This is a genomic window from Cupriavidus gilardii (genome assembly GCF_013314895.1).
Lineage (GTDB): Bacteria > Pseudomonadota > Gammaproteobacteria > Burkholderiales > Burkholderiaceae > Cupriavidus > Cupriavidus gilardii_C.
The window spans coordinates 1-14,646 of record NZ_JABTYE010000031.1 but is presented as its reverse complement, the minus strand read 5'-3'; the positions used below and the strand labels follow the sequence as shown (position 1 = coordinate 14,646).

Genomic DNA, 14,646 nt, shown 5'->3' with positions numbered 1-14,646 from the left:
GCGATGGGTGACGCAGCAGCTTCGCTTGTACGGGTGTGGGTGGAGAACACGGACAAGACGGTCCGGGCGCGGTACGAGGTACCGGCGGAGGCCGAGGGTCCCAGCCCCGGCGGGCCGCCAGACCGCGCTGCCCTGATGGCTGCCCTCGATGCACAGGGCTGGGCGCACGCCAGGCTCGACGAGCACGCCATCGCGGCATTCTTGCTGGCCTGCCATCGCGACGGGCCACCGGCCGAAGCCGTAGTCGGCGAGCTGGTCGATGGCTATTTCGAGATCGATATCGACGCCGATTCGCTGACGGTGCGCCTGACGCTATGGCCGCCGGAAGGCGGCCGCGCCGTGCAGCCCAACGATGTGCGTATCGTGCTGGCCGGCCGCGGCATCAAGCTGCCGGTCGACGAGGCGGCGCTGTCCGAGGCCTTTGCCGCGGGACGTTGCGATGACCTTGCCATCGTGCACGGCACGGCACCGACGCGCGGCACGCCGGCGCGCTTTGTCAATCTGCTCGAACCGCGTCGCGGCGGCACCGAGGACGACCACGCCCGCATCGATCTGCGCGAGCTTGGCAACCTGTTGCTGGTCCAGCCCGGCACGCATCTGATGCGGCGTATCCCGGCCGTGCCGGGCACCGCCGGGCAGGACGTGTTTGGCCGCGTGTTGCCGGCCCCGGAGGTCGCCGACACGCCGTTCGCCGAACGCCTGACAGGCGTTGATCATGATCAGAAGGATCCCAATCTGCTGGTGGCGACGGTGGCGGGCGTGCCTTCGGTGCGCGCGCGCGGCGTCAGCGTCAACCCGGTGGTCGCGGTGGACGCGGTCGACATGCACTCCGGCAATATCGCGTTCGAGGGCACGCTGCGCGTCAGCGGCGATATCAAGACCGGCATGTCGGTGCGCGTGGCGGGCGACGTGATCGTGGGCGGCACCATCGAGGCCGCTCATGTCGAGGCCGGCGGCAATGTGGTCGTCAGCGGCGGCATCATCGGCAAATCCGAGGGGCCGCACGACCCGGCCAGCGCCGTTGCACGGATCCAGTGCAAGGGGTCGGTGCACGCTCGCTTCATCGAAAACGCGGTGGTCGAAGCGGGCACGACCGTCACCGTCGACAGCGGCATTCGCCAGAGCGATGTCGCGGCGGGCGAGACCGTCACCGCAGGCGACCCTGCCGTCGGCAGCGGCAATATCACCGGCGGGCGCTGCCGCGCCTGGCATGCGGTCCGTGCCGGGACGCTGGGCGCGCCGGCCGGTACCGCTACCGCCATCCATGTCGGCCTGAACCCCTATGCCGACGCCGAGAAGGCCGCGCTCGAGGCGGAAAAGCGCCGGCAGGAACAGGAGCAGGGCAAGATCCAGCAGCTACTGGCCTTCTTCGCCAAGAATCCCGAGCGGGCCACGCCGGAACTGCGCGAGAAGGCGCGCGCCACCCTGTTCAAGTACACGCGCGACATGCTCGACACCGACGCGCATCTGGCCAGGCTGACCGAGCAGCTGCACCCGCGCCCGGATGCCGCCGTGGTGGTCGGCAAGCGCGTGCACGGCGGCGTCAGCGTGACGATCGGCCAGAAGAGCATGCGCGTGATGGAAGATATGCCGAAGGTGGAGCTGCGGCTGGTCGGCGATGGGATCGGGGTGGTGCGGGAATGAAGAAGCGGCGCCAGGGCGCCGCTTCTTTCCTTGCTCGCGAGTCGCGCGCAGGCGCCCCTCTTATTGCAGGGACAGCGCGGTCTGCGTGTAGTGACGGTAATAGTCCGCCGGCGCGATGCCGACATAGCTGTAGTCGAACTCGCACTTGACTGCACGACCCAGCTCGGTGGCCCACCAGCAGCGGTAGTCCATCCGGTAGGCGGCATTGCCGGTCACGCCGTTGGCCAGTTTGCCATCGTTCGAATTGGTGAAGGCCACGCCATACTTGATGCGCAGCGTATCGAATGTTTCGCTGCCGACGGCGACGCGTTCGAACGCTTCCACATTAGCTTCGAGCGCGGCGGTTTCGTGATACGCGCCGCATTGATACTGCCAGCCCGACTGCCAGGTCTTGCCGACGAACATCGGGTATTGGAAATGCTCGCGCTTCGGCGTGAAGGTGCAGGTCTGGGTCGGATTGTCTGCGCGGATGCGCGCCGTGCGGTTGCGGTCGGCATTATTGAGGAAGGTATCGGTCAGCGTGCCGCTGACGTTATAGCGGTTCATTGTGAAGCCGCCCTGGGCGTCGACCGCCTCGGTTGTGTCGCGATAGGTGCGGTCGAAGGGCGACCCGTCGACATTCGTCCCCTGCTCGCGCCACAACGTCGTTTCTCCCACCTTGGTCGCTACGCGCGCATAGCGGTGCGGCGGTACCTCGATACGGATCGTCGCCAGCTTGCTCGCATCGGCGGCGGACTTGGCCACCAGCGTGACCGTGCCGCCTTCCGGGCTGATCAGCACGGCGTCCCACACCGCACTGTTCTGGCTCTTTGGCTGGACCGTGGTCTTCTCCATGCTGGCTGTCCACGTCACGCCGTTGCTGGCGGTCAGTCGTACTTCCTGCCCGGACGCGATATTGAGCGTCGTGGTGCCGCCGTCCTTCAGCGCAAAGCCGGTGATCGGCGTGCCATCGAGGCTGGCTGACAGCTGGAAGCCCGTGTCGTTGCTGCCGCCTTCATCACCACCACCACCGCCGCACCCGCTCAGTGCCGCGAGTGCCAACGCGGCCGCGGTAAATCCCGTCCAATTTCTCATCTCTTTTCCTTGTTATTCACCCTTGTTTTTGTCGGCCGAAGCCGCGCGGGATATTAGCAAGGCGCTCCCCAAAAGTGGGGGCCGAAAAGTGGGGTTGACCGGGGTGGGGGTCATGCGATAGAGCCGGCCAAGTTCGACCGAGCTGTCCTTCTGCGTCGGGCATGTTCGCCATTCGCTCAGACCATCCGGCGCCAAGGCGCACCGCGGCTTGCGGAGCGGCAACCGCTATCGTTCAAAGCCGCAACAGCGCGGCGCAGCCATCGCGCCTCATCCAGCGTCACCGGATAGCGCTGCTCCACATCGTCGATCGATCCGAGATCGAAATAGCTGCGGAGTGTTTCGCCGTGGATCGTGATGCGCCAGTTATCCATTTGACGAAGGTCGGCGAGGCGCACGATGACAAAGGCATTGGGATCGTCCGAGCCGGCGTTGGCTATGGCCTGGTCCAGCCGCGTTGCAAGGGCCCGCACTTCGGTGCAATGCGGTGGGGCGTTGTGCGTGCCGACGGCGGGCTGTTCAGACATGGCGTCAACATTCGGCGCAGGAGTGGTTGCGAACAAGGAGGCGTTGCCAGTGGCGTAGGCGTGCTGGGGCGGTGGGATCGGATTCATGGGGAGCTCGAGCGGGTGGAGGAGGTTCGAGCTTATCCGTCGCCGGCGCGCATGGCGTTGGGCGGATTCTGAAAGAGATGGTCGGGAGGGAAGGGACGTCGGTCCCCCAGCGCAAAACAGGGACGCCTCAAAGCAAAATGCCCTTGGAATGATCCAAGGGCATCTCAATGAAACCTGGTGCCGAAGAGAGGAATCGAACCCCCGACCTTCTCATTACGAATGAGCTGCTCTACCGACTGAGCTACTTCGGCAACACTACCGGTTGGGAACCGGATAGAGCCCGCAATAATAGCAGCGGATCAGGCGGCTGTGAAGCCCCTCGGCGCACTTTTTTCACGGTTCCCGCGGGCGGCGGTCAGCCGAAGGTGCGGCCGGTGGGCGAGGCGGGATGGGCAGGCATGGGCTCGTCCGGCCGCGCCAAGGCGGTCAGCAGGCCGTCGATCGCAGCGATGAATTCGCGCAGACGAACCAGCGTGACCGGAAACACCGGGTCCGATGCGTCGATGGTCCACGGATAGAAGTACAGCTCGCGTTCCTGCTCGCTGATCGGCACGCCCCAGTTGGCCAGCTGGCGCAGATCGCAGACGTGGATATCGATGCCGTCGCTGAGGCCGTAATGCAGCGCAACGTCCAGCGCTTCGTTCAGTCTGATGGCCAGAGCCTGCACCGCGGGGCGTTCGATCGGGGATTCACCGCAGGGCGGGTTTGCCGGTGTGATGGCGGTGGCGGGCGGGTCGATCGGTGGGGTGATGGCGTAGCGGGCGCCGATATCGGAGAGGGGGGCCATCGGTGTTTCCTTGCTGCCTGTCTGGATGGAGAAAACAGCAGGGTAGTGGCCAGGCAGGATGGGGGAAATGAGCGGATTCTGATTTCCGCTGCGGAAACAAAAAGGGCCGCCGGCAATGCCGGTCGGCCCCTCTGGCGGGCCGGCCCATGCAGGGCCGGCCGCCGCGCCAACGGACGACTTAGCTGCCCGTCTGCGCTTCCTGATGGTAGCGCGTCACGCGCTCGACCTCGTTCTTCGAGCCGAGGATCACCGACACGCGCTGGTGCAGCTTTTCCGGCTGGACCTCGAGGATGCGCTGATGGCCGTTGGTGGCCGCGCCGCCGGCCTGTTCGACCAGCATCGCCATCGGGTTGGCCTCGTACATCAGGCGCAGCTTGCCGGGCTTCTCCGGCTCGCGCTTGTCCCACGGGTACATGAAGATGCCGCCGCGCGTCAGGATGCGGTGCACGTCGGCGACCATCGAGGCGATCCAGCGCATGTTGAAGTTCTTGCCGCGCGGGCCTTCTTCGCCTGCCAGGCATTCGTCGATGTAGCGGCGCACCGGCGGGGCCCAATGCCGCATGTTCGACATGTTGATCGCGAACTCCTTGGTGTCCTCGGGGATCTTCACGTCCGACTGCGTCAGCACGAAGCTGCCCGCCTCGCGGTCCAGCGTGAACATATGGACGCCATTGCCGACGGTCAGCACCAGCGTGGTCTGGGGGCCGTACACCGCGTAGCCGGCCGCGACCTGATGCGTGCCCGGCTGCAGGAAGTCGCTCTCGGTGACGGTCTGCCCCGGCTTGGGCATATGCAGCACCGAGAAGATGGTGCCGATCGACACGTTGACGTCGATGTTCGACGAGCCGTCGAGCGGATCGAACAGCAGCAGGTATTCGCCCTTCGGATAGCGGTTCGGGATCTCGTAGAACGAGTCCATTTCTTCCGACGCCATCGCGGCCAGATGGCCGCCCCATTCGTTGGCGTCGAGCAGCACTTCGTTGGCGATCACGTCGAGCTTCTGCTGGGTTTCGCCCTGCACGTTGCCGGTGCCGGCCGAGCCCAGCACGCCGGCGAGGGCGCCCTTGCTGACGGCATTGGAGATGGCCTTGCAAGCGCGCGCAACCACCTCGATCAGCAGCCGCAATTCCGGCTCGATGGTGTTGTGCTTGCGTTGTTCCTCGACCAGATAGCGGGTCAGGCTGATGCGAGTCATGGGGTTTCCTCCTTGAATGGCCGCCATTCTACAGGCCGTGGCGGGCGCCCCACCGATGTCGGGGGGGCCTGGCCGGCGATCGGTGGTGGGCTATCGCACCGAATCGGCACCAAGCGGCGCGAACCCGCACGAGGCAAGCCGCCTCACGTCGACAGCGCCTTGCCCACGATCTCGCGCACGTCGCGCGACAGCTTGTCGGCGGCCGCCACCCGCTCCAGCGCGGCGCGCATCTTGTCGCGCAGCGGCATCGTGTATTTCTGCCAGCGGTCGAGCGCGCGCGCCAGGCGCGCGGCCACCTGCGGATTGATCGCGTCGAGCGCCAGCACCTGTTCGGCCCAGAACTCGTAGCCCGAACCGTCCTCGGCATGGAATTGCGCGGGGTTGCCCGAGCAGAAGCTGAAAATCAGCGCGCGGGCGCGGTTGGGGTTGCGCAGCGTGAAGGCGGGATGCTGCATCAGCGCCCGCACCGTGTCGATGGTGCGCTTGCCCGCGTGCGGGCCGACTTCGCCGCGCTGCATCCCCTGCAGCGAGAACCACTTGTCGACCACCAGCGGATCGTTCTCGAAGCGTTGATAGAAGTCCGCCAGCGCGGCCTCGCGTCCGGGCGCGAAGCTGTTGACCAGCGCCGTCAGCGCGGCAAAGCGGTCCGTCATGTTGTCGGCCTGCTGATACTGCTGGCCGGCCAGCGCATACATCGCATCGTCGCCGACTTCGACCAGATAGCTCAGTGCAAGATTGCGCAGCGCGCGCTTGCCGGCCGACTCCGGGTCGGGACGATACGGACCCGTGGTGGCGCTGGTCTCGTAGGCCCCCAGCCAGTCGCTCTGCAGGGTGCGGGCCAGACCGGCGCGCATGAACTGCCGCGCGCGATGGATGGCCGCGGGATCCGCCACGCCCATGCGCTCGGCCAGATAGGCCTCGGCCGGCAGCATCAGCGCCTGCTCGCGGAAGGCCGGGCTCAGCGAGGTATCGGTCAGCACCGAGCGGAACGCGCCGATCAGCGCGGGGTCCAGCTCCAGTTCGCGCCCGGCCTGCACGTCGGCGACGAGCTTGAGCAGCGCGCGCGTCGCCAGCCGCTGGCCCGCTTCCCAGCGGTTGAACGGATCGCTGTCGTGCGCCAGCAGGAAGGTCAGCTCGTCGTCGCTGTAGTCGACATCGACGATTACCGGCGCCGAGAAATTGCGCAGCAGCGAAGGCAGCGGCGGACGCGGGCCCTTGGGCAGATTGACGAAGCGGAAGGTCTGCCGCGCCTCGGTGAAGTTCAGCACGCGCGTGGTGTCGCCGGCGGCGGCTTCGCCGTCGAGCTGCAGCGGCAGGTCCTTGCCGTCCGCGCCGATCAGCCCGAGCGCGAAGGGGATATGGAAGGGCAGCTTTTCCGGCGTGCCGGGCTGGGTCTCGATGCCGACCTTGGGGCATTGCTGCGACAGCGTCAGCGTGAGGCGGCCCTGATCGGCATCCCATTCGGTGTGCACGCCGACCACGGGCGTGCCGGCCTGGCTGTACCAGCGGCCGAACTGGCTCAGATCGCGGCCGTTGGCGTCGGCCATCGCGGCGAGGAAGTCGTCGCAGGTCACCGCCTGGCCGTCGTGCCGCTGAAAATACAGGTCCATGCCCTTGCGGAAGCCCTCGCGGCCCAGCAGGGTCTGGTACATGCGCACGACCTCGGCGCCTTTCTCGTACACCGTCACGGTGTAGAAGTTGTTGATCTCCTCGTAGCTGTCGGGACGCACCGGATGCGCCATCGGGCCGGCATCCTCGGGAAACTGCACCTGGCGCAGCACGCGCACGTCCTCGATGCGCTTGACCGCGCGCGCCGAGCCGTCGTCGGCCCCTTGCTGGGCCATCATGTCAGCGGAGAATTCCTGGTCGCGGAACACCGTCAGCCCTTCCTTCAGCGACAGCTGGAACCAATCGCGGCAAGTCACGCGGTTGCCGGTCCAGTTGTGGAAATACTCGTGGCCGACCACCGATTCGATATTGAAGAAGTCGGTGTCCGTCGCGGTGGCCGCATTGGCCAGCACGTACTTGGTGTTGAAGATGTTCAGGCCCTTGTTCTCCATCGCGCCCATGTTGAAGTCGCCGACGGCGACAATCATGAAGCGGTCCAGATCGAGTTCCAGCCCGAAGCGCTGCTCGTCCCAGCGGATAGCGTGAATCAGCGAGTCCATCGCGTGCTGCGTCTTGTCGAGGTCCTGCGGTTCGACCCAGACCTGCAGCAGCTTTTCCTTGCCCGAGCCCGTGGTGATCCGTTGCTCGATGCATTGGAGCTTGCCGGCGACGATGGCGAACAGATACGACGGCTTGGGGAAGGGGTCTTCCCACACGGCCTCGTGGCGGCCGCCGTCGAGCTGCTGTTCGCCGATCAGGTTGCCGTTGGACAGCAGCACCGGGTAGGCCGCCTTGTCGGCGCGCAACGTGACCCGGTAGGTCGCCATCACGTCGGGGCGGTCGAGGAAATACGTAATGCGGCGAAAGCCTTCGGCCTCGCACTGCGTGAAGAAGTTGCCGTTGGAGACGTACAGGCCCGACAGCGTGGTGTTGGCTTCGGGCTGGCAGGCGCTGACGATCTCCAGCGTGCCTTGCTCGGGCAGCCCGTTCAGCGTCAGGCTGCCGTCATCCTGGCGATAGTCGGCGAGCGGCTGGCCGTCGAGCCGCACGCTCAGCAGCTCCAGCGCCTCGCCGGCCAGCATCAGCGGCGCGCCTGGCTGGCGGCGGGCGAAGCGCAGCGTGCTGGTCACGACGGTGCGCTGCGGATCGAGCTCGAACACCAGGTCGACATGTTCGATCGCGAAGGCGGGCGGGGTATAGTCCTTGCGGTGGACGGTGACGGGGGTATCGGTGCGCAGCATGGATGGTCCTGTCCTGGAAGGCGGTGAGTCGGGGGCGCCGGACGCCGGGTAATCCATTGTAGCCAAGCACGGCATGGCCGCACGGCGCCAAGGGAATTCCGGTGCACGCCGCCGGTCTGATGCAACGAGAGGGCGGCCCGCCGACCGCCCCGTAAGCCATCGGCATACGGTCCGGTGGAGCCTTGTCGGCGGGACCATGAACAGAAGGAAGAACATCATGTGGCAATGGCGAAAGGCCTGCGCACGGGCGGGCCGATGGCTGGGCGCCGTGGGCGGCCGCGGTGAGGGAATGGCGCAGGCCGGCGACGCCGGCTCGTCGGCACGCTCGCCCGCGCGATGGTGGACCGGATGGGCCGGTGCCGCGATGCTCGGGGCCCTGCTGCTGTCGGGCTGTGCGAGCACCGTGACCACCGACGTGACGGCGTTCCGGCAGCCCGGCTGGCAGAACGATCCGCCGCGCACCTACGCGTTCGAGGCCGAGAAGGGGCAGGGGCAGCCGGAGCAGCAGGCCCAGCTGGATCGCGCCACCTATCAGAACTGGATCGCCGACGCGCTGGCAGGTCACGGCTTCACGCAGGTGCCCCGGTCGCAGGCACGCTATCTGGTCAGCTTCGATTTCGATGCCGATCCGCGCCTGGTGCGCGTGCACGAGACCTACTATCCCGACCCTTGGTATCCCTGGGGTCCCTACTGGGGCCCGTACGGCTACTACCGCCCGTGGGGGCCGTGGGGCTGGGGGCCGGGCTACTGGCCGCCGCAGACCGTGATCCGCGACGTGCCTGCCACGTTGGCGAGTCTGCGCGTCTTTATCCGTGAGGCCGCCGGCAACAAGCGGGTCTACCAGGTCACCGCGCAGAACCTGAGCGAAGGCAGCACGATGCCCGGGCTGATGCCGTATCTGGTGCGCAGTGCGTTCGCCGAATTTCCGATGGAAAGCGGCCGGCCGCGGCGCGTGACGCTGGAGGTCGACAAGAACAGGAGGTAGCGCAACACGACGTTCCCCGCTGCGCGACATCGACGCCGGCCATGCATTCCCCAAGGATGCATGCCGGCGTCTTGTTTTACCGGTGGATCGCCGAAAGCGCATTCGCCATTGGCGCTATTCCGGTAAAAGCTCTTTAACCGCAAAATCGCCGCGTTTGCGGCCATTGGCGGCGTCATCGGCGCGACTCCCGCGCGGTGCCTGGGCTAGAATAGCTCCTCGATTTTTTCGGCCCTGGCTGTTCGACCGGTATCGCCGGCATCGACCAGCGCCATGTTGGGCCTCTTTCCGGACGAGCGACATGAGCAGCAAGACCAGCGGTGACGCACCGCAACACGCCCCCAACAGTCCTGAAGCGCAACTGCGCCTCGCCGCGCTGGAATATCACCGCAGCCCGACCAAGGGCAAGATCCAGGTGAACGCGACCAAGGCGCTGTCGAACCAGCGCGATCTGTCGCTGGCCTACTCGCCGGGCGTGGCCTATGCCTGCGAGGAGATCGCCAAGGACCCGGCCATGGCGGCCGAGTACACCTCGCGCGGCAACCTGGTGGCGGTGGTCACCAACGGCACCGCGGTGCTGGGCCTGGGCGATATCGGCCCGCTGGCCGGCAAGCCGGTGATGGAAGGCAAGGGCTGCCTGTTCAAGAAGTTCGCCGGTATCGACGTGTTCGACATCGAGCTCGATGCGCGGGATCCGGACCAGATCGTCGAGATCGTCGCGGCGCTCGAGCCCACGCTGGGCGGCGTCAATCTCGAAGACATCAAGGCGCCCGAGTGCTTCTACATCGAGAAGAAGCTGCGCGAGCGGATGAACATTCCGGTCTTTCACGACGACCAGCACGGCACCGCGATCATCTCGGCGGCGGCGTTGCTCAATGGCCTGAAGGTGGTCGGCAAGGACATCGGCAGCGTCAGGATGGCGGTGTCGGGCGCGGGCGCCGCGGCGATCGCGTGCCTGGACACGATGGTCAGCCTGGGCGTCAAGCGCGAGAACATCTACGTGGTCGATTCGAAGGGCGTGATCTTCGTCGGCCGCGACGCCAACATGGAGGCCAACAAGGCGCGCTATGCGCAGGACACTTCGGCCCGCACGCTGGCCGATATCGTCGAAGGCGCCGACGTGTTCCTCGGCTGCTCGACCGCCGGCGTGCTGACCGCCGAGATGGTCAAGACGATGGCCGACAAGCCCATCATCCTGGCGCTGGCCAATCCCGAGCCCGAGATCCGTCCGGAAGTGGCCAAGGCCGCGCGTCCCGACTGCATCATCGCGACCGGCCGTTCGGACTATCCGAACCAGGTCAATAACGTCCTCTGCTTCCCGTACATCTTCCGCGGCGCGCTCGATTGCGGCGCGACCAAGATTACCGAGGAAATGAAGCTGGCCTGCGTCAAGGCGATCGCCGAACTGGCCGAGGCCGAGACCAATGACGCGGTGGCCGCCGCCTACGCCGGCAAGGAACTGAAGTTCGGCCCCGACTACATCATCCCGACGCCGTTCGACCAGCGCCTGATCGAGAAGATCGCGCCGGCCGTCGCGCGCGCGGCGCAGGAGTCGGGCGTGGCCACGCGCCCGATCCAGGACCTCGAGGCCTATCGCCAGCAGCTGACGCAGTACGTCTACCACACCGGCCTGATCATGAAGCCGGTGTTCTCGGCCGCCAAGGCCGCACCCAAGCGCGTTGCCTACGCCGAGGGCGAGGAAGAGCGCGTGCTGCGCGCGGTGCAGACGGTGGTCGACGAAGGTCTGGCGCGTCCGATCCTGATCGGCCGTCCACACGTGATCCAGATGCGCATCGACAAGGCCGGCCTGCGCCTGAAGCCCGGCGTCGATTTCGAGCTGGTCAATCCCGAGGACGATCCGCGCTATCGCGCCTACCACGAGGCCTATCACGCGCTGCGTGGCCGCGATGGCGTGACGCCCGACATGGCCAAGGTCGCGCTGCGCCGCTCCAATACGCTGATCGGCACCATGCTGATGCATATGGGCGATGCCGATGCACTGCTGTGCGGCACGGTGGGCCGCTTCGAGGCGCATCTGGAGCATGTGCGCGACGTGATCGGCCTGAAGCCCGGCGCCAAGGTGCTGGCGGCGATGAACGCGCTGATGCTGGAGAAGTACACGCTGTTCATCACCGACACTTTCGTCAACGAAGACCCGACCGCCGACGAACTGGCCGCGATCACGCAGCTGGCCGCGGAGGAAATCCGCCGCTTCGGCCTGACGCCGAAGGTCGCGCTGCTGTCGCACTCGATGTTCGGCTCGTCGAACCGCGCCTCGGCGCGCAAGATGCGCGCCGCGCAGGAGCTGCTGAGCCAGATCGCGCCCGAGCTCGAGGTCGAGGGCGAGATGCAGGGCGATGCCGCGCTGGTTGAGGATGTCCGCCGTCATTTCCTGCCGGGCACCAAGCTCGCCGGTTCGGCCAACCTGCTCGTGATGCCGACGCTGGACGCGGCCAATATTGCGTTCAATCTGCTGAAGATCACCGGCGGCCAGGGCGTGACGGTGGGCCCGATCCTGCTGGGCGCGGCCAAGCCGGTGCATATCCTGAATCCGCAGGCGACCACTCGCCGTATCGTCAATATGACGGCGGTAGCGGTAGCGGAGTCGGGCGCGCTGCGCTGAGCGGTCGCTGTCGACTGTCGGACCCAAAATAAAAGCCGGGCTGTGTGCCCGGCTTTCTTCATTGCGACATTCGGTCGCGTTCTGCGCTCGTCGTTTTTGCTCGATGTTTGGTGCTCGTTATTTCATGCTGCGGTGCTCTGCTGCGGAGCAGCGTATGGGCTGAAGGCAACGCTATTGCAATACGTTGTACTGCTGGCGCATGTCGACAATGATCGACTTCGCTGCGCGTAATTGCATCGACACGCTGTCTTCGGCCGCACGGGGGAAGTCCACCTCGGCGCTCCAATTGCATCCCGTATGGTCGGGCTGGTGCACGCGTACCGCATGCAATTCGCACTCGCCGCATTCCGGATTGTTATCGAGGCACTGGTTGAGGATAGCCATCAACTCCGACCGGGTCTTTGCGTATCGCCGCATGAGTCACCTCTCTCGTTTGGCTAATCGTGGTCTGGACGTTCAATGTAGGCATTCGTCCTGGGGCGTGCCAATTGAATGAGTCTATGAGGTGATGTCGTTCATTCCCGCCGCGGGAGCAGGGGAAAGGTGTTGCGATGCAGCGGGGAAGGGATGAAAGGAGGCGATGCTGCGGCATTGCGCCGCAGCGAGAGAGGCGCCGTTGCCCTCTCCCCCAAGCCCTCTCCCGCAAGCGGGAGAGGGACGGGGAGAGGGTGCCTTCGGGCCGTTCAGGCCCGAAGGCAATCACGATCAGAACTTGTGGCGAATGCCCACACCGAACGAATCGCCGTGCTCGGCGCCGGTGATCTTGTCGTAGAAGTAGGCGGCATACACGTCGGTGCGCTTCGACAGGTTGTAGTCGTAGGCGATCGCGAAGGTATTGCGCTTGAAGTCGTCGACATTGTTCTCGGCCTTCGCATAGCCATACGAAGCGAGCAGGCTGCCGGCGCCGATGGGCACCGAGGCGCCGATCTGGCCGCTGGTGTGCTTGATGTCGCCGGTGGTATTGGACACGTCGCTCTTGATGTACTGACCCTGGGCGAACAGCTTGACCACCTTGAAGTCGTACGACAGGCCGGCCAGCACCGCGTTCTGCTTGTCGAAGCCCGACAGCGCGGCGGGCGAGGTGACATCGCCCGGCACGTTGTTGAACTTGACCTGCTGGAAGGCCACGGTCGCGGCCAGCGGGCCGTTGAAGTACATCAGGTTGCCGCCCCACTTGTTGCGGCCGGTGGAGCCCGCCTGTTCGCCGAACGAATAGATCAGGTTGGCGGTCAGGCCGCCGAAGGTCGGCGTCGAATAGACCAGCGAATTGCTCCAGCCCGAATCGCCGATGATGCCCGGATCGAACACGGTGCCGTTGGTGGCCGTGAAGTAGGTGTGGAAGATCGCCGGCGAGAACACGTACGAGTCGACCAGCGGGTTGAACAGGATGGTCGAGATGAAATACGGCGTGGTGTTGCGCCCGAGCTTGAGCGTACCGGCGCGGTCGCTCTGCAGCCCGACATAGGCATTGCGGCTGAACATCGCATCGCCGTCGAAGCGGCCCGTGCGGCCGTTATCGGTGCGATAGAAACCGTTCAGGTCGAAGATCGCCTTCAGGCCGCCGCCCAGATCCTCGTTGCCCTTGATGCCCCAGTACGACGTTTGCATGCCACCGGAATTGGCGACCCAGGCGCGCTCGCCGGTGCCCGGGTTCTTGACCGCGCCGACGAACATGTCGACCTGGCCGTAGAGCGTGACGCTCGATTGCGCCATGGCCGCGCCGCTGAAAAGGGCCGCGGCCAGTGCCGCCCACTTGAACTGCTTCTGCATGAAAGACCTCCGTGGTTTGATCCTGTTGGAACGTTGTGTACTGGGTCCCTGACGGGTTCTCTTTTTGGTATGCACCGCCGGCATCGGTGGCGAGGGTGCCGGCAGCGGACGGCGCTGGCTTCGGGCGCCGTTCATCGTGGCATCGGGCAGGGCATCGGCGGTCCAATGCCGAGGCCTTGCCCGATGCGCGGTCTTGCTCCATGCATGGATTCCATGCGGGCGGAATTTCGACTCAGCCGGATACTAAGTCGTCGAGGCGGAACTGGGCAATCCGATGGATCTGGTTGATGCATGTTTGCAACTCATCGGCCGGCGAATTCTCGATGCGTCTTGCGAACTCGTCGATGATGCCGGCGCGATCGTAGCCGCGTACCGCGAGAATGAACGGGAAGCCGAATTTCTCGTTGTAGCGGGCATTCAATGCCTGCAGCCGTTCGAATTCCTCGGGCGTGCATAGATTGAGCCCGGCACCGCTCTGTTCGCGCGTCGATTCCTCGGTCAGCTCGCCGCGCACCGCGGCCTTGCCGGCCAGTTCCGGGTGGGCGCGCACCAGCTTGAGCTGGGCCGCTTCGCCGGCCTGGTCGACGGCGGCGCGCATCGCCGCGGCCAGCGCCTGGCGATCGGCGAAGGGACGCTGCTCGGCGGCGCTGGCCGCGACCCAGGGCGAGTGTTCATAGATGCCGCCGAGCGCCTGCACGAATTCGGCGGACGGCATCGCGTTCAGTTGGGAGAGGGTGTAGGTCACGTCGGGACTCGGATGTTGGCGTTGAGTTCGGGTTAGGAGGAGAGGGGCATTGCCGTGGCGCACTACCGTGGCGCACTACCGTGGCGCTTTGGCCGTGTACGGATGCGTCTCGATCCAGTGCCGCGCGATATCGATCCGGCGCGCGATCCAGACCTTGTCATGCGACTGCACGTAGTCGAGAAAACGCTGCAGCGCGCGGAAGCGGCCGGGGCGTCCGAGCAGCCGGCAATGCATGCCGATCGACAGCATCTTCGGCTGGTTCAGCCCTTGCGGATCGCCCTCGGCGTACAGCACGTCAAACGCGTCCTTCAGATACTGGAAGAACTGCTCGCCGGTATTGAAGCCCTGCGGCGTGGCAAAGCGCAT

At 65.8% G+C, this 14,646-nt stretch carries 11 protein-coding genes, 1 tRNA gene and 1 pseudogene; 3 read left to right on the top strand and 10 right to left on the bottom strand.

All coding sequences use genetic code 11. The features are described 5' to 3' along the window. Nucleotides 1-135 precede the first annotated feature (135 nt). Nucleotides 136-1,644 (top strand): DUF342 domain-containing protein, encoded by a 1,509-nt coding sequence (locus HTY53_RS22360; protein ID WP_254600075.1) that lies wholly within the window; start codon nt 136-138, stop codon nt 1,642-1,644. A 60-nt stretch (nt 1,645-1,704) separates the two neighbouring features. Here the strand turns inward: HTY53_RS22360 and HTY53_RS24645 are convergent, their stop codons facing one another. From HTY53_RS24645 to pepN, 6 genes are all read right to left on the bottom strand, one after another. Beyond that, complete coding sequence (locus HTY53_RS24645; protein ID WP_217435712.1) at nt 1,705-2,718, bottom strand: hypothetical protein; 1,014 nt, start codon at nt 2,716-2,718, stop codon at nt 1,705-1,707. A gap of 176 nt (nt 2,719-2,894) precedes the next feature. Beyond that, nucleotides 2,895-3,329, bottom strand: a complete 435-nt coding sequence (locus HTY53_RS22350) for a hypothetical protein (protein WP_174108807.1) — start codon at nt 3,327-3,329, stop codon at nt 2,895-2,897. Between the two features lie 175 nt (nt 3,330-3,504). Continuing rightward, nucleotides 3,505-3,580, bottom strand: a tRNA-Thr gene (locus HTY53_RS22345). 104 nt (nt 3,581-3,684) lie between these two features. Next, nucleotides 3,685-4,116 carry a hypothetical protein gene (locus tag HTY53_RS22340; protein ID WP_174108806.1) on the bottom strand — a complete coding sequence of 144 codons (432 nt, stop codon included), beginning with the start codon at nt 4,114-4,116 and terminating at the stop codon, nt 3,685-3,687. 178 nt (nt 4,117-4,294) lie between these two features. Continuing rightward, entirely contained in the window at nt 4,295-5,311 is a 1,017-nt protein-coding gene (locus tag HTY53_RS22335) for a class 1 fructose-bisphosphatase (protein ID WP_174108805.1), read from the bottom strand. Between the two features lie 143 nt (nt 5,312-5,454). Then, nucleotides 5,455-8,160, bottom strand: coding sequence for an aminopeptidase N (gene pepN / locus HTY53_RS22330; RefSeq protein WP_174108804.1), 2,706 nt, complete (start codon nt 8,158-8,160; stop codon nt 5,455-5,457). Between the two features lie 364 nt (nt 8,161-8,524). Between pepN and HTY53_RS22325 the strand changes: the two genes are divergently transcribed. Further along, the gene (locus tag HTY53_RS22325) at nt 8,525-9,145 is read left to right on the top strand and encodes a DUF4136 domain-containing protein (protein WP_174108838.1); all 621 of its coding nucleotides are present in this window, start codon (nt 8,525-8,527) and stop codon (nt 9,143-9,145) included. Nucleotides 9,146-9,443: 298 nt separating this feature from the next. Continuing rightward, on the top strand, nt 9,444-11,765 hold the full coding sequence (locus HTY53_RS22320) for an NADP-dependent malic enzyme (RefSeq protein WP_174108803.1): 2,322 nt from the start codon (nt 9,444-9,446) through the stop codon (nt 11,763-11,765). Nucleotides 11,766-11,936: 171 nt separating this feature from the next. Here HTY53_RS22320 and HTY53_RS22315 read toward each other — a convergent pair whose 3' ends face one another. From HTY53_RS22315 to HTY53_RS22300, 4 genes and pseudogenes are all read right to left on the bottom strand, one after another. Beyond that, nucleotides 11,937-12,182, bottom strand: coding sequence for a hypothetical protein (locus HTY53_RS22315; protein ID WP_006576013.1), 246 nt, complete (start codon nt 12,180-12,182; stop codon nt 11,937-11,939). A 288-nt stretch (nt 12,183-12,470) separates the two neighbouring features. After that, nucleotides 12,471-13,535: a porin gene (locus HTY53_RS22310; protein ID WP_174108802.1), complete on the bottom strand. Its 1,065-nt coding sequence runs from the start codon at nt 13,533-13,535 to the stop codon at nt 12,471-12,473. Nucleotides 13,536-13,767: 232 nt separating this feature from the next. Then, entirely contained in the window at nt 13,768-14,250 is a 483-nt protein-coding gene (uraD, locus tag HTY53_RS22305) for a 2-oxo-4-hydroxy-4-carboxy-5-ureidoimidazoline decarboxylase (protein WP_174108837.1), read from the bottom strand. A 105-nt stretch (nt 14,251-14,355) separates the two neighbouring features. Next, nucleotides 14,356-14,646, bottom strand: a pseudogene (locus tag HTY53_RS22300) (allantoinase); the annotation flags it as partial.